The sequence below is a fragment of the Xanthomonas rydalmerensis genome (assembly GCF_033170385.1).
GTDB classification, from domain to species: Bacteria; Pseudomonadota; Gammaproteobacteria; order Xanthomonadales; family Xanthomonadaceae; genus Xanthomonas_A; species Xanthomonas_A rydalmerensis.
Genome location: NZ_CP126170.1, coordinates 1530312 through 1552785, shown reverse-complemented (window position 1 = coordinate 1552785; position 22474 = coordinate 1530312). Strand labels below are relative to the sequence as shown.

The window sequence follows — 22474 nt, the reverse complement described above, 5'->3', positions numbered from 1 at the left end:
TCCGGCGCGGCTGCGCCGGCATCGTCTTCTGCAACAAGGAGTGCCGTTCCATGACGACCGAGACCCGCCCCCGTGCGGACCGATCCCGCCACGCCGGAGCCGCACGCCAGACCCTGGCCAGCGCGCTGGCCCTCATGCTCGCGCTGACGGCCCTGCCCGCCGGCGCCGCGGACGCGCCGTCGCCGACAGCGCCCACCGCCACCACGCTCAGTCCGGAACAGATCGACCAGCAGTGGCTGCAGGCCACCGCCAAGTACGCGCCCGAACGCGCGCGTCTGGTGCGCGAAGCCAACGACGGCGCGCGCGGCGGACCGTTCCGGCCCGACTGGACCTCGCTCAAGCAGTACCGCTCGCCGTCCTGGTACGACAACGCCAAGTTCGGCATCTTCATCCACTGGGGCGTGTTCTCGGTGCCGGCCTTCGGCAACGAGTGGTACTCGCGCAACATGTACCAGCAGGGCAGCAAGGACTACCTGCATCACCGCCAGACCTACGGCCCGCAGTCGCGCTTCGGCTACAAGGACCTGATCCCGCTGTTCACCGCGCCCAAGTTCGATCCGCAGGCCTGGGCCACGCTGTTCCGCGACTCCGGCGCCCGCTACGTGGTGCCGGTGGCCGAGCACCACGACGGCTTCGCGATGTACGACTCGCAGCTGTCGGACTGGACCGCGGTGAAGATGGGCCCCAAGCGCGACGTGATCGGCGAGCTGTCCAAGGCGATCCGCGCGCAGGGCCTGCATTTCGGCCTGTCCTCGCACCGCGCCGAGCACGACTGGTTCTTCGACGGCGGCCGCCAGTTCGACTCGGACGTCAACGACCCGCGCTACGCCGGCCTGTACGGCCCGGCGCAGGTGCGGCTGCCAGGCAAGGACGACGCCGACGTGCACAACGACTGGACCCCGGTCTCGCAGGCCTGGCTGGACGACTGGCTGGCGCGCACCACCGAATTGATCGACCGCTACGACCCGGACCTGATCTATTTCGATTGGTGGATCGCGCACCCGACCTTCCGCGGCACGCTGCCGACGATGCTGTCGTACTACTACAACCACGGCGCGGCCAAGGGCGGCGTGGTGGTGAACTACAAGCTCGGCGCCTTCCCCGAGGGCGCCGGCACGTTGGACATCGAACGCGGCCAGCTCACCGGCATCCATCCCACGCACTGGCAGACCGACACCTCGGTCAGCAACGCCTCCTGGGGCTATGTCGAGAACGACACCTACAAGACCCCGACCTTCATCATCCACATGCTGGTGGACGTGGTCAGCAAGAACGGCAACCTGATGCTCAACATCGGGCCGCGCGCCGACGGCTCAATCCCGGACACCGAACGCGCGATCCTGTTGTCGATCGGCAAGTGGCTCAAGACCAACGGCGAGGCGATCTACGACAGCACGCCATGGCGCACCTACGGCGAAGGCCCCACCGAAGTGGTCGGCGGCACCTTCCAGGACACCAAGACCAAGCCGTACACGCCCGAGGATTTCCGCTTCACCACCGGCCACGGCGCGCTGTACGCGATCGAGCTCGGCTGGCCGGCCGACGGCAAGGCGCTGATCCGCTCGCTGAAGCCGGCCGATGGCGTGCGCGGCGTCACCCTGCTCGCCAACGGCAAGCCGGTGCCGTTCGAGCAGCGCGCCGACGGCCTGCACCTGCGCCTGCCGGCCAAGCCGGTGGGCGAACACGCCTACGTGTTCCGCATCGACCTGTCCTCCCCCACCCCGCCAACGGATCCCTCCCGATGATGAAGCGTTTCGCAGGGCTGCTGTTCGCCCTCGCCCTGGCCTGCGGGCCGGCCATGGCCAAGAACCCGACCGCGCTGTTCTATCTGATGAACACGCAGAAATCGACGAACGCGTTCCTGGCCCACGTCGACAAGATCGACGTGGTGGTGCCGACCTGGTACGGCGTGGATCAGAATGGCCTGGTCAACGGCACCCCGAACCTGTACCTGTACGAGATCGCCAAGCAGCACAAGCTGCGGGTGATGCCGATCCTGTCGATGACCGCCGGCCGCGACGGCTTCCACAAGCTGCTGCACGACGAGGACGCCAAGCAGCGCATGATCGCGGCGCTGCTGATCCACGGCCGCAAGCACGGCTACTACGGCTTCCAGTTCGATTTCGAGAGCATCGCCTGGACCGACCGCGACGCCTATTCGCTGATGGTCAAGCAGACCGCCGAGGCGCTGCACAAGGCCGGCTTCAAGCTGTCGGTGGCGGTGGTGCCGAACGCGCCGGGCTATGCCGAAGGCGGGGCGTTCTCCAAGTGGATGTGGGAATACTGGCGCGGCGCCTACGACCTCAAGGCGCTGGGCGCCTCGGCCGACCTGATCAGCCTGATGACCTACGACCAGCACACCCGCTGGACCACGCCCGGCCCGGTGGACGGCATGGTGTGGATGAAGAAGCACCTGGACTACGCGCTGACCCAGGTGCCGAAGGACAAGCTGTCGCTGGGCATCGCCACCTACGGCTACCGCTGGTACACCGGCAGTCCGGTCAAGGCCGACGGCACCGAAGCCTCGAACATCACCGCCGACTACATCGACGCCGACGAGTCGTTCCCGCTGGCGGAAGAGCAGCATGCCACCGTGCAATGGGACCCGGTGGAGCAGGAGTCGTGGTTCTACTTCTACCGCGACGACATGCGCGAGTGGGTGTTCCGCCCGGACGCGCGCAGCTTCCGCGCGCGTTACGAGCTGACCAAGCAGTACGGCCTGGAAGGCTTCAGCTGCTGGGTGCTTGGCGCCGAAGATCCCAAGGTCTGGGACGAACTGCCGACCGCGGCGCGCTGAGCGGCGGTCACGATCGAGATGCGGGACGAGGCCATGCGGCGCGCAGCGAAAGCGCCGCGCTCACCCCAGGCTACCCCACAGCCTCTACGATACGCATCTCGATCGCTTGAGGTAGACCGATGACTGAAGTGGGTGCACACCCCCGATTGCCGCACCGCCCGATGCCCGCCAGCGCGCGCATCGCGGCGGCCTCCCGCAACGCCTGGCTGGGGTTGTCCCTGCTCGCCTGTGGCAGCCTGCTCGGCGGCTGCGACCGCGCCCCGCCGCCGGCGCCGACGCCCGCGGCCAAGCCCGCCGTGGCCCCGCCGCCTGCCCCGAAACACGATGACGACGACGACAAGACCCCGCTGCCGCTGATCCCGGCGCCGGTCAAGGCCGAGCGCGACGGCGGCACCCTCACCATCGGCACCGGCAGCGTGCTGTCGGTGCCCAACGACGATCCCGGCGCGCAGCGCGTGGCCGAGCAACTGTCGCAATTGCTGAGCAAGACCCGCGGCCTGAACCTGGAAGTGCGCGCGGAGACCATTCCCGCCAACGGCAGCATCCGCCTGCAGCTCAATCCCAATACCGAGGTTGCGCAGTTCGAGGGCTACACGCTGGACGTGGACCCGCACACCATCCTGATCCAGGCGCGCGACGAACGTGGCCTGTTCTACGGCGCGATCAGCGCCTGGCAGTTGATGACCCCCGACGCCGGCAAGGGCGAGGTGGACGTGCCGCAGGTGCACATCCGCGACTGGCCGCGCTTCGGCTGGCGCGGCGTGCTGCTCGACGTGGCGCGGCATTTCCACGGCCCGGACACGGTCAAGCGCCTGCTCGACGCGATGGCCCAGCACAAGCTCAACGTGCTGCACCTGCACCTGACCGACGACCAGGGCTGGCGCATCGAGATCAAGCGCTATCCCAAGCTCACCGAGATCGGTGCCTGGCGCACCCCGCCCGGTGCCGGCAGCCACGGCCTGCCCGATCGCTACGGCGGCTTCTACACTCAGGACCAGATCCGCGACCTGGTGGCCTACGCCGCCGAACGCCACATCACCATCGTGCCGGAGCTGGACATGCCCGGCCACGCCCAGTCCGCGGTGGCGGCGTACCCGGAACTGGTCGGGGTGACCCGGCAGCGGCCCAAGGTGTCGGTGGATTGGGGCGTCAATCCGTACCTGTTCAACACCAACGCCAAGAGCATGACCTTCATCCAGGGCGTGCTGGACGAAGTGCTGCAGTTGTTCCCCTCGCCGTATATCCACATCGGCGGCGACGAAGCGGTCAAGGACCAGTGGGAGCGCTCGCCGGCGGTGCGCGCGCAGATGCGCAAGCTCGGCATCAAGGACGCGCATGCGCTGCAGGGCTGGTTCAACCAGCAGCTGGCCGACTACCTGACCCAGCACCAGCGGCGCCTGATCGGCTGGGACGAGATCCTGGAAGGCGGGCTGCCGGCCAGCGCGTCGGTGATGTCCTGGCGCGGCGTGGACGGCGCGGTTGCCGCCGCCAAGCAGGGCCACGACGTGGTGCTGGCGCCGGCCGGCTGGATGTACCTGGACAACCTGCAGAGCGCGCGCAACGACGAGCCCAACGGCCGCCTGGCGACGCTGCCGCTGCAGAAGGTCTACGGCTTCGACCCGGTGCCGGCCGCGCTCAACGCCGAGGAGAGCAAGCACGTGCTCGGCGTGCAGGCGGCGCTGTGGAGCGAGTACATCCCCTCCGCCTGGCATATCGACCATGCGCTGTTCCCGCGGCTGAGCGCGGTGGCCGAGGCCGGCTGGTCGCCGATGGCCGCGCGCGACTGGAACGGCTTCCTGCAGCGCCTGCCGGCGCAGCTGGATCGCTACCGCACGCAGGGCATCGCCTACGGCGACGGCGCCTTCGCTCCGGACATCGCGCTGCAGGGCGGCGACAACGCGGCGCTGGACAGTGGCAAGGCCACCGTGGTGCTGGGCAACCAGGCCAAGTTCGGCAGCTTCCGCTACACCACCGACGGCAGCGAGCCCAAGGCCGACTCGCCGCGCTACACGGCGCCGTTCGCGGTGACCCTGCCGGTCACCGTGCGCGCAGCCACCTTCGCCGACGACGGCCGCCTGCTGGCCGCACCGCGCAGCCGCATCCTCGACCGCGCCAATCTGCTCGGCCGCGATACCCAGGGCCTGGCCTCGTGCGAGGGCGGCGAGCTGGGCCTGCGCGTGCCGCTGCTGCCGGATCTGGCCGACCAGGACACGCCGGTGTTCAACATCGACCTGTTCACCAGTTGCTGGCGCTACGCCGACGCGCGCCTGGACGGCATCGACCGCATCCGCATCGACGCCGCACGGCTGGCGCGCAACTACGGGCTGGCGCACGACCAGGCCAAGGTCAAGCGCTATCCGGCGCACAGCGCGCGCGGCGAGTTCGAAGTGCGGCTGGGCGACTGCAAGGGCAAGCTGCTGGCGCGGCTGCCGCTGCCGGCCGGCAAGACCCTGGGCGACCAGTTCGCGCTGGAAGCACGGCTGCCCAAGCAGACCGGCGTGCACGACCTGTGCCTGCGCTCCACCGCGCCCATCGCCGGCCCGTACTACGCCATCGGCGCCGTCCATCTGATCGACACCGCGGCGCAGGCGCCCCCCGCCGCCGCGCACTGACCACGGAGACCCTCGCATGACCCAGCCGCCCCGCCGCTCCCGTTCCGCGTCGCGCACGCGCCTTCCTGCCCGCCTCGGGCTGTTGCTGGCGCTGGCCTTGCCGGCGCTGGGACAGGCGGCGGCGCCGGCGACGCTGTCGCTGCAACAGGGCTGGCAGGTGCGGCTGGCGCCGGGCGATGCCAACGCCAAGGCGCACCCGAAGGCGGCGCAGTGGCTGCCGGCGCAGGTGCCGGGCACGGTGCAGACCGACCTGTTCGCCGCCGGGGTGGTGCCCGATCCGTTCTATCGCGACAACGAAGCGCAGATCCAGTGGGCCGGGCTCAGCGACTGGCAGTACCAGACCCGGTTCCAGGTCGATGCGGCCCTGCTGGCGCGCCCGCACCTGGAACTGGTGTTCGACGGCCTGGACACCTTCGCCGAGGTCTACCTCAACGGCAAGAAGCTGCTGGCCGCCGACAACATGTTCCGGCAGTGGCGGGTCGACGCCAAACCGCTGCTCAAGCGCGGCGACAACGTGCTGGAAGTACGCATCGCCTCGCCGATCAAGAAGATCCAGCCGTGGCTGTCCAAGCAGCCGTATGCGCTGCCCGGCGCCTACGACTCGGCGTTCGGCGACGAGCCGGTGGCACGGCACAGCTCCACCTACGTGCGCAAGGCGCCGTACAACTTCGGCTGGGACTGGGGTCCGCGCATCGTCACCGCCGGCATCTGGCAGGGCGTGCGCCTGGAAGCCTGGGACGACCTGCGCGTGGACGGCCTGCGCATCGCCCAGCAGCGCGTCGACGCCGACGCGGCGCAATTGCTGGCGCAGGTGCAGGTGCAGGCCGGACGCAGCGGCGAGGTGCAACTGGATCTCGACGTGCTCGGCCCCGACGGCCAGCGCGTCGGCCAGTTCAGCCAGCATGCCATCGTCGATCCGGGCGCCAATACCCTGACCGTGCCGGTGCGCATCGCCAAGCCGCAGCGCTGGTTCCCGGCCGGCTACGGCCGCCAGGACCTGTACACGTTCAAGGCGCAGTTGCGCGACGCCGCAGGCGAACGCCTGGAGGCACAGCGCGTCACCGGCCTGCGCAGCGTCGAGTTGCGTCGCGAGAAGGACCAGTGGGGCAAGAGCTTCGCCCTGGTGGTCAACGGCATCCCGGTGTTCGCCAAGGGCGCCAACCTGATCCCGTTCGACAGCTTCCCCACCCGCGTCGACGCCGCGCACATGCGCGGCTTCCTGCAATCCGCGCGCGACGCCAACATGAACATGCTGCGCATGTGGGGCGGCGGCCATTACCAGCCGGACAGCTTCTACGAGGACGCCGACCGCCTGGGCATCATGATCTGGCAGGACTTCATGTTCGGCGGCGCCATCCCGCCCTACGACGTGGCCTTCCGCGAGAACACCCGCTCCGAGGCCGAGGAGCAGGTCCGGCGCCTCGGCGACCATCCCAGCATCGTCATCTGGTGCGGCAACAACGAAGTGCAGACCGGCTGGGAGAACTGGGGCGACCGGGTCAAGTTCAAGCAGTCGATCGACCCGGAGGAGCGCGAGCGCATCGTGCGCGGCATGACCACGCTGTTCGGCACGGTGCTGCGCGAAGCGGTACAGAAGTACGACAGCGACACCCCGTACTGGGCGACCTCGCCGGGCACCGATTTCGACGGCGCCGCCGACCAGCCCGACGACGGCGACATGCACTACTGGAAGGTCTGGGGCGGCCCGGCGCTGCCGGTCACCGAATACCTCAACGTGACCCCGCGCTTCATGTCCGAGTACGGCCTGCAGTCGTTCCCCGAGATGCGCACCATCCGCGCCTTCGCCGAACCCAGCGATCTGCAGCCGGAATCGCCGGTGATGCGCGCGCACCAGAAGTTCGACAAGGGCAACGGCAACAAGCGTCTGCTGCTGTACATCCGCCGTGCGTTCGGCGAGCCCAAGGATTTCGCCAGCTTCGTCTACCTGAGCCAGATCATGCAGGCCGAGGGCATCACTCTCGCCGCCGAGCACCTGCGCGCGTCGCGGCCGCAATCGATGGGTTCGCTGTACTGGCAACTCAACGACGTGTGGCCCGGCGCGTCGTGGTCGAGCCTGGACTACTTCGGCCGCTGGAAGGCGCTGCAGTACCACGCGCGCCGCTTCTACGCGCCGGAACTGATCGCCGCGCTGCGCAACGACAAGGGCCAGACCCAGGTGTCGCTGGTCTCCGACCGCACCACGCCGCTGGCCGCGCGCTGGCGCATGCGGGTGATGGATCTGTCCGGCAAGGTGCTGAGCAAGACCGAGAAGCCGGTGACGCTGGCGCCGCTGTCCAGCGTGCGCGTGGGCAACTTCAGCGATGCGCAGCTGCTGCGCCGCGCCGATCCGCGCCGCAGCGTGGCGGTGTTCGAGCTGCTCGACGGCGAGCGCGTGCTGTCGCGCAACCTGGTGTACTTCGACGCGGTCAAGCGCCTGCAGTGGCCGCAGGCCGACATCCGCACCGAGCTGCGCGCGGACGGCGACGGCTATGCGCTGACCTTGAGCAGCGCCACCCTCGCCGCGCAGGTGTGGCTGAGCTTCGGCGACCTCGACGTGACGCTGTCCGACAATGCCTTCGACCTGCTGCCGGGCGAGCCGCTGAGCGTGCGCGTGCACAGCAGCGCCACCCTGGAGCAGCTGCGCGCCGCGCTGCAGGTGCGCGACCTGGGCGGGACCCTGGCTGGCGCCCCGGCCGAGCCGGCGGAGGCGAAGTGATGGGCGGGGAGATGTCGCATGCATCGGCCGGTGCGGGGTCGCGGCTGAAGCCGCTCCTACAGCCGCTGGCACACGCGCTGTGCGCGATCGCCCTGCTCGCCGCCCCGCTCGCCCATGCCGACGAGGCCGAGGACCGCGCCGCCGCGCTGGTGGCGAAGATGACCCGCGCCGAGAAGATCGCGCAGGCGATGAACGCTGCGCCGGCGATTCCGCGCCTGGGCGTGCCCGCCTACGAGTGGTGGAGCGAGGGCCTGCACGGCATCGCCCGCAACGGCGAGGCCACGGTGTTCCCGCAGGCGATCGGCCTGGCCGCGACCTGGAACCCCGAGCTGCTGCACGAGGTCGGCACCGTCACCTCGACCGAGGCGCGGGCCAAGTTCAACCTCGCCGGCGGCCCCGGCAAGGACCATCCGCGCTACGCCGGGCTGACCATCTGGTCGCCCAACATCAACATCTTCCGCGACCCGCGCTGGGGCCGCGGCATGGAGACCTACGGCGAGGATCCCTACCTCACCGGACGGCTGGCGGTCGGCTTCATCCACGGCCTGCAGGGCGACGATCCGGCGCACCCGCGCACCATCGCCACGCCCAAGCACCTGGCCGTGCACAGCGGGCCGGAGCCGGGCCGCCACGGCTTCGACGTGGACGTGTCGCCGCACGATTTCGAGGCCACCTACTCGCCGGCATTCCGCGCCGCCATCGTTGACGGCCAGGCCGGCTCGGTGATGTGCGCGTACAACGCGCTGCACGGCACGCCCGCCTGCGCCGCCGACTGGCTGCTCGACGGCCGCGTGCGCGGCGACTGGGGCTTCAAGGGCTTCGTCGTGTCCGATTGCGATGCGATCGACGACATGACCCAGTTCCACTACTACCGCGCCGACAACGCCGGCTCGTCCGCGGCCGCGCTCAAGGCCGGTCACGATCTGAATTGCGGCTACGCCTATCGCGAACTCGGCCTGGCCTTCGACCGCGGCGAAGCCGACGAAGCCCTGCTCGACCGCTCGCTGGTGCGCCTGTTCGCCGCGCGCTACCGGCTCGGCGAACTGCAGCCGCGGCGCAACGATCCGTATGCGCGATTGGGCGCCAAGGACATCGACAGCGCCGCGCACCGCGCGCTGGCGCTGCAGGCCGCGCAGCAATCGCTGGTGCTGCTGAAGAACGCCAACGCCACCCTGCCGCTGCGCCCGGGCCTGCGCCTGTCCGTGCTCGGCCCCAACGCCGACGCGCTGGCCGTGCTGGAAGCCAACTACCAGGGCACCTCGGTGCAGCCGGTGACGCCGCTGCAAGGGCTGCGCACGCGCTTCGGTGCCGCCCAGGTCACCTATGCGCAAGGCGCGCCGCTGGCCGCCGGCGTGCCCGGCATGATCCCCGAAACCGCGCTGCGCAGCGACGGCAAGCCCGGGCTGCGCGGCGAGTACTTCGACAACCTGGACCTGGCCGGTAGGCCGCGCGTGCAGCGCCAGGACCGCGTGGTCGGCTTCAACTGGGATCACGTGGCCCCGGCCAAGGACGTGGACAAGGACCGCTATTCGGTGCGCTGGAGCGGCGAACTGCTGCCGCCCGGCCCCGGCGACTACACCCTGGCGGTGAGGGTGGCGCGCTGCTTCGATTGCACCGGCCACGACCCGGTGCGCCTGTACATCGACGACCAGTTGGTGATCGCCGGCAACGCCGAGGACAAGCACCTGCCGGCCGGCATGCACAACGCCGACGGCCGCAACGTCGAGGCCGTGCTGCATTTCGACGACGCGAAACCGCGGCGCATCCGCCTGGAGCTGGAACACCGCGGCCAGGACCAGGGCTTGCGCCTGGAGTGGCTGGCGCCGCCGGCGCTGCAACTGGCCGAAGCCGAACGCGCGGTGGCGCAGGCCGACGCGGTGGTGGCCTTCGTCGGCCTGTCGCCGGACGTGGAAGGCGAGGAACTGCGCATCGATGTGCCCGGCTTCGACGGCGGCGACCGCAACGACCTGGCGCTGCCGGCGGCGCAGCAGGCACTGCTGGAACGGGCCAAGGCCAGCGGCAAGCCGCTGGTCGTGGTGCTGATGAGCGGCAGCGCGGTGGCGCTGAACTGGGCCAAGCAACATGCCGACGCGATCATCGCCGCATGGTATCCGGGCCAGTCCGGTGGTACCGCGATCGCCCAGGCGCTGGCCGGCGACATCAACCCCGGCGGTCGCCTGCCGGTGACCTTCTACCGCTCGACCAAGGACCTGCCGCCCTACGTCAGCTACGACATGAAGGGCCGCACCTACCGCTACTTCAAGGGCGAGCCGCTGTTCCCGTTCGGTTATGGGCTGAGCTACACCCAGTTCGCCTACGACGCGCCGCAGCTGTCGGCCGCGACGCTGCAGGCGGGCGACGCCTTGCGCGTCACCACCACCGTGCGCAACACCGGCGCGCGCGCCGGCGACGAGGTGGTGCAGGTGTACCTGCAGTACCCGCAGCGCGCGCAGTCACCGCTGCGCAACCTGGTCGGCTTCCAGCGCGTACACCTGCAGCCGGGCGAGGCGCGCACGCTGAGCTTCGCGCTCGACGCGCGCCAACTCAGCGACGTGGACCGCAGCGGCCAGCGCGCGGTCGAAGCCGGCGACTACCGGCTGTTCGTCGGCGGCGGCCAGCCCGGCACCGGCGCGCCCGGCGACAGCGCCGCGTTCTCGATCAGCGGCAGGGTGGTGCTGCCGAAGTGAGCGACGGGGCCGCCTGTGGCCCGTCTACGAAATGCGCCAGCGCATGCGGCGGTGCAGCGCAAATGCCCGCCGCCCTTCTGCCGTCGCGCACCACGATCCCCTGTTGAAGCGTCCTGCCGATTTATTTTTCACGACCTATTGACAGCCTTCCGGGACAGAGGTATCGATAACACGTCGGTGCCCCGCATCGACGATGCCAGACGCGCCGGACGCCGCAGCACCTGCGGCGTTCTCCAGGGCAGTTCCAGGGGTGATGTGCCATGTCATGCAGTCGTCGCAGCCAGGATCGATGCCTCGCCGGAGTTCCGGCGCCCTGCCTGTTGTCCGCGCACCGCGCGGGCACGCACGGGAGCCGCTGCGCATGACCCGTCGCTACAAACTGAGCGCGCTGCGTTCGCGCTCCAAGTGCATCGCCGGCTACTCGCCGCCACGCCACTGATCGCCGTTTAACGGTCCGCCCAGCCGGCAGACGCCTCGCGTCGGTCGCCGTTCGCTTTGTCCTGCTTGCACGCCGTCCGGCGTGCGGTCCGAGCGCGCGCGCCGTCCGTCCACCGTGTCTGCCTCCCAGGAACGCAGCGGCGCGTCGCCTTCGGCGCGTGCCCGCACCGATCACGATCAGCGAGGTGTCACGTGGCAACCCATCCCTATTGCAAGCGCAAGGCGCTGTGCGCCGCCATTCTGGCCATCACCGGCCTTGCCGCCGCCGCACCGGCGCTGGCCGGCACCGTACAGGGCGAACTCAAGGAGCGCAGCAGCGGCAAGCCCGCCGCGCATGCGAAGGTCGCCATCGCCGGCACTGCGCTCAGTGCCGTCACCGACGCACAGGGCCGCTTCGTCATCGCCGACGTGCCGGCCGGGCAGTACGCGCTGCAGCTGGACTACCCCGGCTTCAGCGCGCCGGAAACCACCGTACAGGTCGCCGACAGCGGCGCCGCCAATGTGTCGATCGCGCTGGACGAGGCCAAGCAGTTGCAGACGATCAGCGTGGCGGCCAACCGCTACGACGCCAGCACGCTGAAGATGAATGCCTCGAATACCGTGGACGTGCTGTCGGCCAACGATCTCGAGCACACCGCCGTGCACAACGTCGCCGAGGCGCTGGGCCTGATCGCCGGCATCAACATCACCTACAGCGGCTCGGGCTACTTCGGCGGCGTCGATGGCGCCGCACGCGGCGAAGGCATGTTCGCCTCGGTGCGTGGCCTGCCCTCCGAATACAACGTCAACCTGATCGACGGCGTCACCGTCGCCCAGGGCATGCCGTACAGCCGCAGCGTGCAGCTGAGCCTGTTGCCGCCCTCGGGCCTGCAGACCATCGTCGCCAACAAGACCTCCACTGCCGATATGGACGGCGACGCGATCGGCGGCACCCTGGATTTCCGCACGCCCACCGCCTACGACTACAAGGATCCCAGCAGCGGCAGCGTCACCGTCAGCGGCCGCGTCGAGAGCCGCGCCCGCGACTACGGCGGCGACGGCCTCGGCGGCGGCCTGGCCGGCGAGTTCCAGCACAAGTTCGGCGACGAGCAGCAGTTCGGCGTCTACGCCAGCGCCTACTACGACTACCGCACCTCGACCAACAGCGAGGTGGCCGCGGCCACCAGCGCGCTCAACGACGGCTCATGGAAATTCCTGCACGCCAATGCCGACGGCAGCAACGCCGCCGGCTACGCGCCGCAGGACAACCTGACCAGCACCGGCATGAACGTCGGCGTGGTCGCCGGCTGGGAGCGCCGCTACGGCGGCAACGCGGCCTTCGACTGGAACGTGGACGATACCCTGTCGGTGTACGCGCGCGCCACCTACGCCTACGCCAAGACCGACCAGGGCACCACCTTCGTGCAGTTGCTGCCGCAGGACGTCAGCTTCGTGCCGAGCGCCACGCCCGGCGTGTATTCGCCCAACATCAACCGCATCGCCGCGCGCTTCTGGTACGAGACCAACCCGGAAATCGCCGACCTGGCCACCTTCCAGGTGGGCGCGCGCAAGACCGTGGGCAACTGGACGCTGTCGCCGAACCTGTTCTACAGCTTCGGCGACAACGACCGTCCCGACCACATCGAGATCGACGGGCGCGAGGACAAGTTCAGCCAGGCCAACTTCGCCTACTCCGGCAGCAGCCTGATGCGCTACGGCAGCGGCGCCTTCCCCTACCCGCAGCTGACCCCGGCGCTGCTGGCGCAGGTCAACAACATCCCTTCGCTGTACGCCAGCAGCTACGGCGAATCGACCAAGATCTACTCCGGGCAGAAGAAGGGCGGCGCCAAGTTCGACGCGCACTACGACTTCAGCGACGGCGCGCTGACCGCGCTGCAGTTCGGCGTGAAGTACAGCAAGAGCAGCCGCCACTACAGCAACCGCGACTGGTGGACCGGCCCGGTGCCCGACGCCAGCACGCTGGGCGACCTGGGCATCTTCAACGGCGGCTATGCGGCGATCTTCCCCGGCAAGTACCACTGGGCCACGCCGCGGGTCAGCGAAGGCGCGGTGGCGCAGGTGATCGCCAACCACCTCACCGACGACGACCTGGATACCTGCGGCAGCGCGTTCTACGTCAATAACTACAACTGCAACACCATGCGCGGCACCGAGGCGGTCAGCGCCGCCTACGCGATGGCGACCTTCAACTTCGGCAGCCTGGAAGTGGTACCCGGGGTGCGCTTCGAGCACACCAGCATCCACAACACCTTCTGGACCACGCCCACCGACAGCAATGGCAACGAGCAGGTCGGCTATTTCGCCGCCAATAGCACGCACTACGACCAGCCGCTGCCGAGCGTGTTCCTGACCTGGCGCCCGGACAGCGCCAGCACCTATCGCGCCGCGCTGTGGACCAGCTATACGCGTCCGGCGTTCGTGCAGTTGGGTGGCGGCAGCCAGATCAGCGTGTCCAACGCCGTGCCACCGATCACCACCATCACCCAGGGCAATCCGGACCTGAAGGCGATCACCTCGACCAACCTGGATCTGTCGGGCGAGTGGGCCACCGACCACGGCGGGTTCTTCTCGGTGGCCGGCTTCTACAAGCGCCTGCACCACTACATCTACGACGCCGGTTCCGGCCAGGCCAATTCGGACACCAGCGGCAGCGGCACGGTGTTCTACCAGATGCCGACCAACGGCGGCGACGGCCGCGTCTACGGCGTGGAGGTCAGCGCGCGGCAGCGCTTCCAGGATCTGCCGGCGCCGTTCGATGGGCTGGGCGTCAGTGCCAATGCCACGCGCCAGCATGCGCACGCCGACCTGGGCATGGCCGGCTTCGAAGACGAGCAGATGCAGTCGGCACCGAATGCGATGGCCAATCTGGAGCTGTTCTACGAGCGCTCGAAGTTCTCGGTGAACCTGAGCTATCACTTCAGCAGTTCCTATCTGCTGAACTACGACTTCCTGCACCAGAACGCGCCGTGGGACGACCTGTGGGCGCGGCCGACGCGGCGGGTGGATCTGCATGCGGGCTATCGGTTCGACAATGGGGTGAATGTGGATCTGTCGATCTCCAATCTCACCAAGGAATACAGTTACTGGGGCCACGTGGGCCGGCACAATCTGGCGGTGTCGGACATCGTCGATGCCGGCATGATGACGCTGTTGACCGTCAAGTACGCGTTCTAGGCCGCGCGGCGTGCGCACTGGGATGCCATTGCGGAGCGTTACCACGCTTTCTGTGGGAGGGGCGTCAGTCCCGACGGGCTTTACCGGTGCGGCCTGGATCAGGCTGCATCGGCAATCCGCTCGGGCGACGCACACTACGGCTGCTGTAGGAGCGGCTTCAGCCGCGACAAGCTCTACCGACACAACCTGGACCGTGCCTCTTGTGGGAGGGACTTCAGTCCCGACGGGCTTTACCGGTGCTACCTGCAGCATGCTGCATCAGCGGTCCGCTCGGGTGACGCACACTACGGCTGTTGTAGGAGCGGCTTCAGCCGCGACAGGCCTTCCCGACACAGCCTGGACCACGCCTTTTGTGGGAGGGACTTCAGTCCCGACGGGCTTTACCGGTACTGCCTGGGTAGGCAAGCAAAAGCAAAAGCTTTCGCCTGACGGCGAGTCACTTTTCTTTGCTTGTGCAAAGAAAAGTAACCAAAAGAAGCCGCTTTACAGCAGCCGAATGGCTGATCAAGCACACTCCGCCGCAGCGCCCGCTACGCGGGTCCGCTCCGCTAGCGGGATTTTCGGCCGGGGCATCCTGCCCCGGCCGAAAACGGCGCACGTCCTTGTGCGCCGCCCCCCTGCGGGGGGTTTTGCCCGCCAGCTCCGCCGCTGCGGAGGGGACCCGGGAAAGGCAAAAGCCGAAGAGCAACAGCAACAGCAACGGCAACGCTCCGGCTGGAACCCGCAATGAAACGCCGCACCTTCTGCCGGTTCGGGTTGCTCGCGCCGTTGGGATTGGCGGCGATGCCGGTATTGCGCGCGGCTGCGCCAGCACCCGCATCGGTACCGGACGGGCGCCCCCACACCTTCGGCTTCGCGCAAGGACGCTTCACGCTCGACGGCCAGCCGTGGCAGATCCGCAGTGGCGAACTGCATCCGCTGCGGATCGCACGTGCGGACTGGTTGCATCGCATCCGCATGGCCAAGGCGATGGGGCTGAACACCATCGCGCTGTACCTGATGTGGAATGCGCTGGAAACGGCGCCGGGGCAGTTCGATCTGGACAGTGGCGAGCGCGATTTCGTCGGTTTCATCCGGCTGTGCCAGCAGGAGGGGCTGTGGGTGTATCTGCGGCCTGGACCCTACGTCTGCGCGGAATGGACGCTGGGCGGGTTGCCGCCATATCTGCTGCGCGATACGAACATCCGCCTGCGCGATCGCCACGATGCGCGCTACATGGCAGCGGTGGAGCGCTACATCGGCGCGATCGCGCCGCGCATCGCGCCGTTGATGGCCAGTGCCGGCGGGCCGGTGCTGATGCTGCAGATCGAGAACGAGTATTCGATGCACGGCAGCGACGTCGGCTATCTGCAGGCGCTGGCCGCGCTGTGGCGGGCGCATGGGGTCGACGGGCCATTCTCGCTGGCCGAAGGGCTCAAGGATCTGCGCCGGCGTCAGGCCATGCTGCCCGGCGCCGCGCTCGGCCTGGATGGTCCCGATCTGCACGATCTGCAGGCAGCCAAGGCCTTCGCCGGGCAGGCGCCGGTGTGGATGTCCGAGGGCTATCCCGGCTGGCTCACGCACTGGGGCGAGCCGCAGTTCGCGCACCGCGACTACGCGCCGCTGCTGCGCCGCATCGCCGCCGCCGGCTATTCGTTCAATCTGTACGTGGTGCACGGCGGCACCAACTTCGGCCTCAGCGCCGGCGCCAATGCCGAGGACGACGGCTCGCAGTTCCAGCCGGCGCTGACCAGCTACGACTACGGCGCACCGATCGACGAGGCCGGCCGCGCCACGCCGGCGTATTTCGCGCTGCGCAAGATCATCGCCGCACAAGCCGACGCGCCACTGCCGCCGGTGCCGGCCGCACCGCTCCGCGCGCACTTCGATGCGGTGCAGGCCACACCCGTGGCCACGCTGTGGGACAACCTCGGCCCCGCGCTGCAGACCGACACCCCCACCGACAACCAGCGCCTGCTCGGCCAGGACCAGGGCCTGGTGCTGTATCGGCGGCGGATCGGAGCGGGCCAGGCGCTGCACCTGGGACAGGTCCACGACTACGCGGTGGTGCATGTCGACGGGCGCGAGCTGGACCACGTGTCGCGGATGCGGCATCCGCGCCTGCACAGCGCGCTGCACCTGCGTTTGCCGGATGCAGCAAAGGACACGCGCGATCTCGAGGTGCTGGTCGACAGCTTCGGCCACATCAACTTCGGTCCGGCGCTGGGCGATCGCAAGGGCCTGCTCGGTCCGGTACGGCTCGATGGCCAGGACCTGCACGACTGGGAGGTGCGCGGGCTGGCTCTGGAAGCAGACCCGACGCCGTCGCTGCGCCCGCTGCAGGCGCCGCCGCAGCGCCCTGGCCTGTTCTTCGCCACCGAATTCACCCTGGACCAGCCAGGCGACGTGCACCTGGACATGCGCGACTGGCGCAAAGGCTATCTGTGGGTCAACGGGCGTCTGCTCGGCCGCTACTGGGACATCGGCCCGCAGCAGTGCCTGTACTGCCCCGGCGCCTGGCTGCGCGCCGGCGCCAACCAGGTCCTGATCCTCGATCTGCATCGCCTGCAGCCGGGCCTGGTGCGCTGCGCCGACGGCCTGGTGCCCGCGCCTGCAACGCAGGCCTTCGCTTCCCTTCCCTCCCCGCAGGATCGCGCATGCACATGACGTCGCTCGCCGCCCCCGTCGCGTCCTCTTCGTCCGCCGCGGACCAGGGCGCGCCGCCGCGCACGCTGGGGTTCTGGAGCGCGCTGTCGGCCAACCTGCTCAACATGATCGGCATCGGCCCGTTCATCACCATCCCGCTGGCGCTGTCGGCGCTGGCCGGGCCGGCGGTGCTGCTGGGCTGGGTGGTCGGCGCGCTGCTGTGCCTGTGCGACGGCCTGGTGTGGGCCGAACTCGGCTCGGCGATCCCGCGCTCGGGTGGGCCGTATCACTACCTGCGCGAGGCCTATGGCCGCGACCGCGCCGGGCGCCTGTTCGGCTTCCTGTACCTGTGGCAGACGCTGCTGACCGCGCCGCTGTCGGTGGCTGCCGCCGCGGTCGGCTGCGCGCAGTACCTGGCCTACCTGATGCCTGGATTGAGCCACACCGCGCTCACCGGCATCGCCATGGCGCTGTGCCTGTTCAACACCGCGCTGCTGTACCGGCAGGTGCGCTCGGTGCAGGTGCTGTCGCTGCTGGTCAGCGCGGTGGTGATCGCCGCCTGCCTGTGGATCGTGCTCAGCGGCGCGCTGCATTTCGACATGGCGCTGGCGCGCGAGTTCCTGCACGCGCGGCCGGCCTCGCCGCACGGCTTCTGGCTGGGGTTCGGCGCGGTGGCGCTGATCGCGGTGTACGACTACGGCGGCTACAACAACGTGTGCATGCTCGGCGGTGAGATCCGCAAGCCGCGCCGCACGATTCCACGCGCGGTGCTGTGGTCGATCCCGATCGTGGCGGTGCTGTACCTGGGCTTGAACGTGACCCTGCTCGGCGTGCTGCCGTGGCGGCAGGCCGCGCAGTCCAAGGCGGTGGTGGCCGACTTCATGCAGGCCATCTATGGCCCGGTGGGCAGCACCGTCGCGGTGGCGCTGATCGTGCTCGCCAGTTGGGGCTCGGCGCTGGTGGTGCTGCTGGGCTATTCGCGGGTGCCGTACGCCGCGGCGGCGGCCGGCCAGTTCTTCGGCGTGTTCGCGCGGCTGCATCCGCGCGGGCGCTTCCCCACCGTGTCGCTGCTGTTCGTCGGCCTCACCTCGGCGCTGGCCTGTCCGCTGTCGCTGGACGACCTGATCGCCACGCTGATGATCATCCAGATCCTGTTCCAGTTCCTGGCGCAATGCCTGGCCGTGGTGCTGCTGCGGCGGCAGCCACGGCGCCGCGCCAGCTTCGCCATGCCGCTGTATCCGTGGCCGCTGCTGATCAGCGTCTGCGGCTGGCTGGCGCTGCTGGCCACCAGCCCGCTGCCGCGGCTGCTGGCGGCGGTGCTGGCGCTGTGCGCGGGCACCGCGCTCTATCTCATCCAGGCCAAACGCGAGGCAGCATGGCCCTTCCAGCAATGAAAACCCATGACGTCGCGGTGGTCGGCGAGGTCTATCTCGACCACATCTTCAGCGGCTTCGCCAGCTGGCCCGGGCCGGGCGAGGAAGCGATGGCGCGGCACTACCACCGCGATCTCGGCGGCGGCACCGTCAACACCGCCTGCGGGCTGGCGCGGCTCGGGCGGCGGGTGACGCTGATCGGCGCGATCGGCGCCGGCGACCGCGCCTGGTTCGCACAGCGCCTGGGCGAATTCGGCGTCGGCACCGAGGGCCTGGTCGACCACCCCGCCGGCACCGGCGTCACCGCCAGCGTGTCGCTGCACGACGACCGTTCGTTCTTCACCTATCTCGGCGCCAATGCCGCGCTGGAACCGCTGCTGGGCAGCGCGGCCGCGCTGGAGGCGATGTGCGCCGCGCGCCACGTGCACTTCGCGCTGCCGCTGCCGGCGACGCTGGCGCGCACGCTGCTGCCGGCGTTGCGCGCGGCCGGCTGCAGCACCTCGCTGGACGTGGGCTTCAACCCTGCATGGCTGGCCGACCCGGACAACCACGCCACCTGCCGCGCGGTCGACCACTTCCTGCCCAACCAGAAAGAGGCGGCGCTGGCCGGCTGCACTGGCGACGATGCCGCGTCCTACGCCACCTGGGCGCAGGCGCTGGGCCTGGCGCAGGTGACGATCAAGCTCGGTGGCGCCGGCGCCTGCGTGGTGGATCCGGCCGGCGCGCGATTGGTCGCCGCGCCCGTCGTCGCCGTGCAGGACACCACCGGCGCCGGCGACGCCTTCGATGCCGGCTTCATCGACGCGCTGCTGGACCACGCTTCCCTCGATGCCTGCGCGCAGCGCGGCTGCCTGTGCGGCGCCGCCTGTTGCACCGCGCTCGGCGCGCTCGACGGCCTCCCCAATCCCCCACGTCTCAGGAGTCTCCATGAGCAGTTCCTTTCCCAACCGTAAACTCGCCCTGATCGGCGGCGGCGGCGTGCGTGCGCCGCTGGTGGTGTACGGCGTCAACGATGCCGCCGAAGCGCTCGGTGCGCGCGAGATCGTGCTCTACGATCCGGACCAGGAGCGGCTGGCGCTGATGGTCGCGCTGGGCCGCGCGGTGGTCGCCGAGTTCGGCGGCGAGCTGCAGGTCACCGCCGCCAGTTCCGCGGAAGCGGCGATCGACGGCGCGCACTTCGTGCTCAACAGCATCCGCATCGGCGGCATCCGCCAGCGCGCCACCGACGAACACACCATCATCCGCCATGGCTACGCCGGGCAGGAGACCACCGGCCCCGGCGGCGTCGCCAAGGCGCTGCGCACGGTGCCGGTGGCGATCGAGCAGGCGCGGATGGTGGAGCGGCTCAGCCCCGACGCGTGGCTGGTCAGCTTCACCAACCCGGCCGGGCTGATCACCCAGGCCATCAGCCGCCACACCCGCGCGCGCGTGGTCGGCATCTGCGACACGCCGGTGGAGCTGTTCCACAACATCGCCCGCGCACTCGGCGAGCCGCCCGCGGACGTGGACTGCGAGTACGTCGGCCTCAACCACCTGGGCTGGATCCGCGCGGTGCGCGTGCGCGGCGAGGACGTGCTCGACCGCATCCTGGCCGACGATGCGATCCTGCGCCAGTTGTATCTGGCGCCGCTGTTCGACTTCGACATGCTGCGCACGCTGCGGCTGATTCCCACCGAGTACCTGTACTTCTACTACGAGCGTAGTCGCGCCCTGGAGAACCAGCGCGCCAGCGGCGCCAGCCGCGGCAGCGAGATCGAACGGCTCAACCACACTCTCATCGCCGATCTGCGCAGCCGCCTCAACGCCGGCGACGGCAGCGGCGCGGTGCAGACCTACGCCGCCTACCTGCAGCAGCGCTCCGGCTCGTACATGCGGCTGGAAGCCGAGGCCGGCTCGGCCTTCGCCGACGATCTCGCACCGCAGCCGGACCCGTTCCGCGCCAGCACCGGCTATCACCGCATCGCCGTGGACGTGATAAGCGCGCTGACCGGCGCGCTCCCCGGGCGGCACGTGGTCAACGTGCGCAACCAGGGCTGCATGCCGGAACTGGCCGACGACGACATCGTCGAGATCTCCTCCACCATCGAGCGCGACCGCATCACCCCGCTGCCGGCACGGCCGCTGCCCGAGGCGATCCAGGGCCTGGTGCGCACGGTCAAGTCCTACGAGCACGCCGCCATCGAGGCCGCGCTCAGCGGCAGCCACCTGGACGCCTGCAAGGCCATGCTGATCCACCCGGCCATCGGCGAATGGAGCCCGTCGCGGCGGCTGCTGGAGGCCCTGTTCGGCCATGCCGGCAACGGCGACGACGACGGCGAGTGCATGTGCTCGGGACCGATGCACTGGCACGGCGCGCATCACGCCCACTGAGCCTGTCGGTTGTGCAGTCGCAGGATGCATCGGACGGCCACACGTTGTAAGGTCGTCGCAAATTGGTCCGTTATAGGTACCATCAACCTGTCCTCCCGGCCGCGGCCGGCGCCTCCCCCCGGTGCCAGCCCGCGCCGGGACTGTTTGTCGATCCACGGAGCGTTCCAGGCCATGCCCACCCGCCGCGACATCCTCCACTTCCTCGGCGCCAGCGCCGGCGCCGCGCTGCTGAGCGGGGCGCTGCCGGCCGCCGCTGCGGCGTCGGCCTCCGCCGCCCTGCCCAGCAAGCGGCCGCCACCGGGCAAGCGCCGCTTCGTCAGCGCCGCGGTCGAGCGCCAGTTGCGCACGGTCAAGGCCGGCATCGCCGATCCGCGCCTGGCCTGGCTGTTCGAGAACTGCTACCCCAACACCCTCGACACCACGGTCGAGACCGGCACCCGCAACGGCAAGCCGGACACCTTCGTCATCACCGGCGACATCGAGGCGATGTGGCTGCGCGATTCCTCCGCGCAGGTGCACCCCTACGTGCCGCTGGCCAAGCGCGACCCCGCGCTGCGCCGCATGTACCACGGGCTGATCCAGCGCCAGGCCGCCTGCATCCGCCTGGATCCCTACGCCAACGCGTTCCTGCCCGACGGCACCAGCCAGCGCCTGAAGTGGTCGGTGGCCGACATCACCGAGATGAAGCCCGGCGTCGGCGAGCGCAAATGGGAAGTGGATTCGCTGTGCTACCCGATCCGCCTGGCGCACGAGTACTGGCGCGCCAGCGTCGACGCCGCGCCGTTCGACGACGACTGGCGCGAAGCGATGCACGTGGTGGTGCGCACCTTCCGCGAGCAGCAGCGCCTGCACGGCCGCGGCCCGTACAGTTTCCAGCGGCCCTCGCCCTTGGCCACCGAAACCCTGGTGCTGGACGGCTACGGGCAACCGACGCGGCCCAACGGCATGATCCATTCGATGTTCCGCCCGTCCGACGACGCCTGCCTGTACCCGCTGTTCGTCCCCGCCAACCTGTTCGCGGTGACCTCGCTGCGGCAACTGGCGACGATGAGCGAAGCGCTGCACCACGACGCCGCCTTCGCCGGCGAGTGCCGTGCGCTTGCCGACGAGGTCGAGACCGCCACGCGTCAGTTCGGGCAGATGCGCGACGCCGACGGCCAGCCGTTCTGGGCCTACGAGGTGGACGGCTACGGCAACCAGTTGTTCATCGACGACGCCAACGCACCCGGCCTGCTGAGCCTGGCCTACCTGGGCTGCTGCGATCGCCGCGATCCGCTGTTCCTGCGCACCCGGCAACTGGCCTGGAGCGAGCGCAACCCGTACTTCTCCCGCGGTCGCGCGGCCGAAGGCGTGGGCAGCCCGCACAGCGGCCTGGGCACGATCTGGCCGATGTCGCTGATGCAGTACGCCCTGGCCAGCGACGACGACGCGCAGATCCGTCAGTGCCTGCAGTGGCTCAAGAGCACCGACGCCGACACCGGCTTCATGCACGAAGCCTTCGACAAGGACAACCCGAGCACCTTCACCCGCTCCTGGTTCGCCTGGGCCAACACCTTGTTCGGCGAGTTGATCATCGACCTGCACCAGCGCAAGCCGCAGTTGCTGTCGTAGGAGCGGCTTCAGCCGCGACCGGGCTTTACCGGTAATGCCCCATCGCGGCTGAAGCCGCTCCTACAGAAAAA

At 69.5% G+C, this 22474-nt stretch carries 11 protein-coding genes; all 11 read left to right on the top strand.

Features of this window, described 5'->3' with window-relative positions:
• The first annotated feature begins 50 nt into the window (after positions 1 to 50).
• The 11 genes from QN245_RS06355 (at position 51) to QN245_RS06305 (ending at position 22403) form a co-directional block, all read left to right on the top strand.
• Positions 51 to 1745: an alpha-L-fucosidase gene (locus tag QN245_RS06355; protein WP_184446902.1), complete on the top strand. Its 1695-nt coding sequence runs from the start codon at positions 51 to 53 to the stop codon at positions 1743 to 1745.
• Entirely contained in the window at positions 1742 to 2797 is a 1056-nt protein-coding gene (locus tag QN245_RS06350; protein WP_184446903.1) for a glycosyl hydrolase family 18 protein, read from the top strand. Before QN245_RS06355 ends, QN245_RS06350 begins: the two co-directional genes overlap by 4 nt.
• A gap of 119 nt (positions 2798 to 2916) precedes the next feature.
• On the top strand, positions 2917 to 5409 hold the full coding sequence (locus QN245_RS06345; protein WP_317844861.1) for a family 20 glycosylhydrolase: 2493 nt from the start codon (positions 2917 to 2919) through the stop codon (positions 5407 to 5409).
• A gap of 16 nt (positions 5410 to 5425) precedes the next feature.
• The gene (locus QN245_RS06340; protein ID WP_317844860.1) at positions 5426 to 8125 is read left to right on the top strand and encodes a beta-mannosidase; all 2700 of its coding nucleotides are present in this window, start codon (positions 5426 to 5428) and stop codon (positions 8123 to 8125) included.
• Positions 8126 to 8136: 11 nt separating this feature from the next.
• Positions 8137 to 10812, top strand: coding sequence for a glycoside hydrolase family 3 C-terminal domain-containing protein (locus QN245_RS06335; RefSeq protein WP_317844859.1), 2676 nt, complete (start codon positions 8137 to 8139; stop codon positions 10810 to 10812).
• A gap of 630 nt (positions 10813 to 11442) precedes the next feature.
• Positions 11443 to 14424 (top strand): TonB-dependent receptor, encoded by a 2982-nt coding sequence (locus QN245_RS06330; protein WP_317844858.1) that lies wholly within the window; start codon positions 11443 to 11445, stop codon positions 14422 to 14424.
• A gap of 726 nt (positions 14425 to 15150) precedes the next feature.
• Positions 15151 to 17070: a beta-galactosidase gene (locus QN245_RS06325; protein ID WP_317844857.1), complete on the top strand. Its 1920-nt coding sequence runs from the start codon at positions 15151 to 15153 to the stop codon at positions 17068 to 17070.
• Positions 17067 to 18443, top strand: coding sequence for an APC family permease (locus tag QN245_RS06320; RefSeq protein ID WP_317844856.1), 1377 nt, complete (start codon positions 17067 to 17069; stop codon positions 18441 to 18443). Before QN245_RS06325 ends, QN245_RS06320 begins: the two co-directional genes overlap by 4 nt.
• Complete coding sequence (locus tag QN245_RS06315) at positions 18440 to 19375, top strand: carbohydrate kinase family protein (RefSeq protein ID WP_317844855.1); 936 nt, start codon at positions 18440 to 18442, stop codon at positions 19373 to 19375. The genes QN245_RS06320 and QN245_RS06315 overlap by 4 nt, the downstream gene beginning before the upstream one ends.
• Positions 19350 to 20792: a 6-phospho-beta-glucosidase gene (locus QN245_RS06310; RefSeq protein WP_317844854.1), complete on the top strand. Its 1443-nt coding sequence runs from the start codon at positions 19350 to 19352 to the stop codon at positions 20790 to 20792. The genes QN245_RS06315 and QN245_RS06310 overlap by 26 nt, the downstream gene beginning before the upstream one ends.
• Positions 20793 to 20963: 171 nt before the next feature.
• The gene (locus QN245_RS06305; protein WP_317844853.1) at positions 20964 to 22403 is read left to right on the top strand and encodes a glycoside hydrolase family 125 protein; all 1440 of its coding nucleotides are present in this window, start codon (positions 20964 to 20966) and stop codon (positions 22401 to 22403) included.
• Positions 22404 to 22474 lie beyond the last annotated feature (71 nt).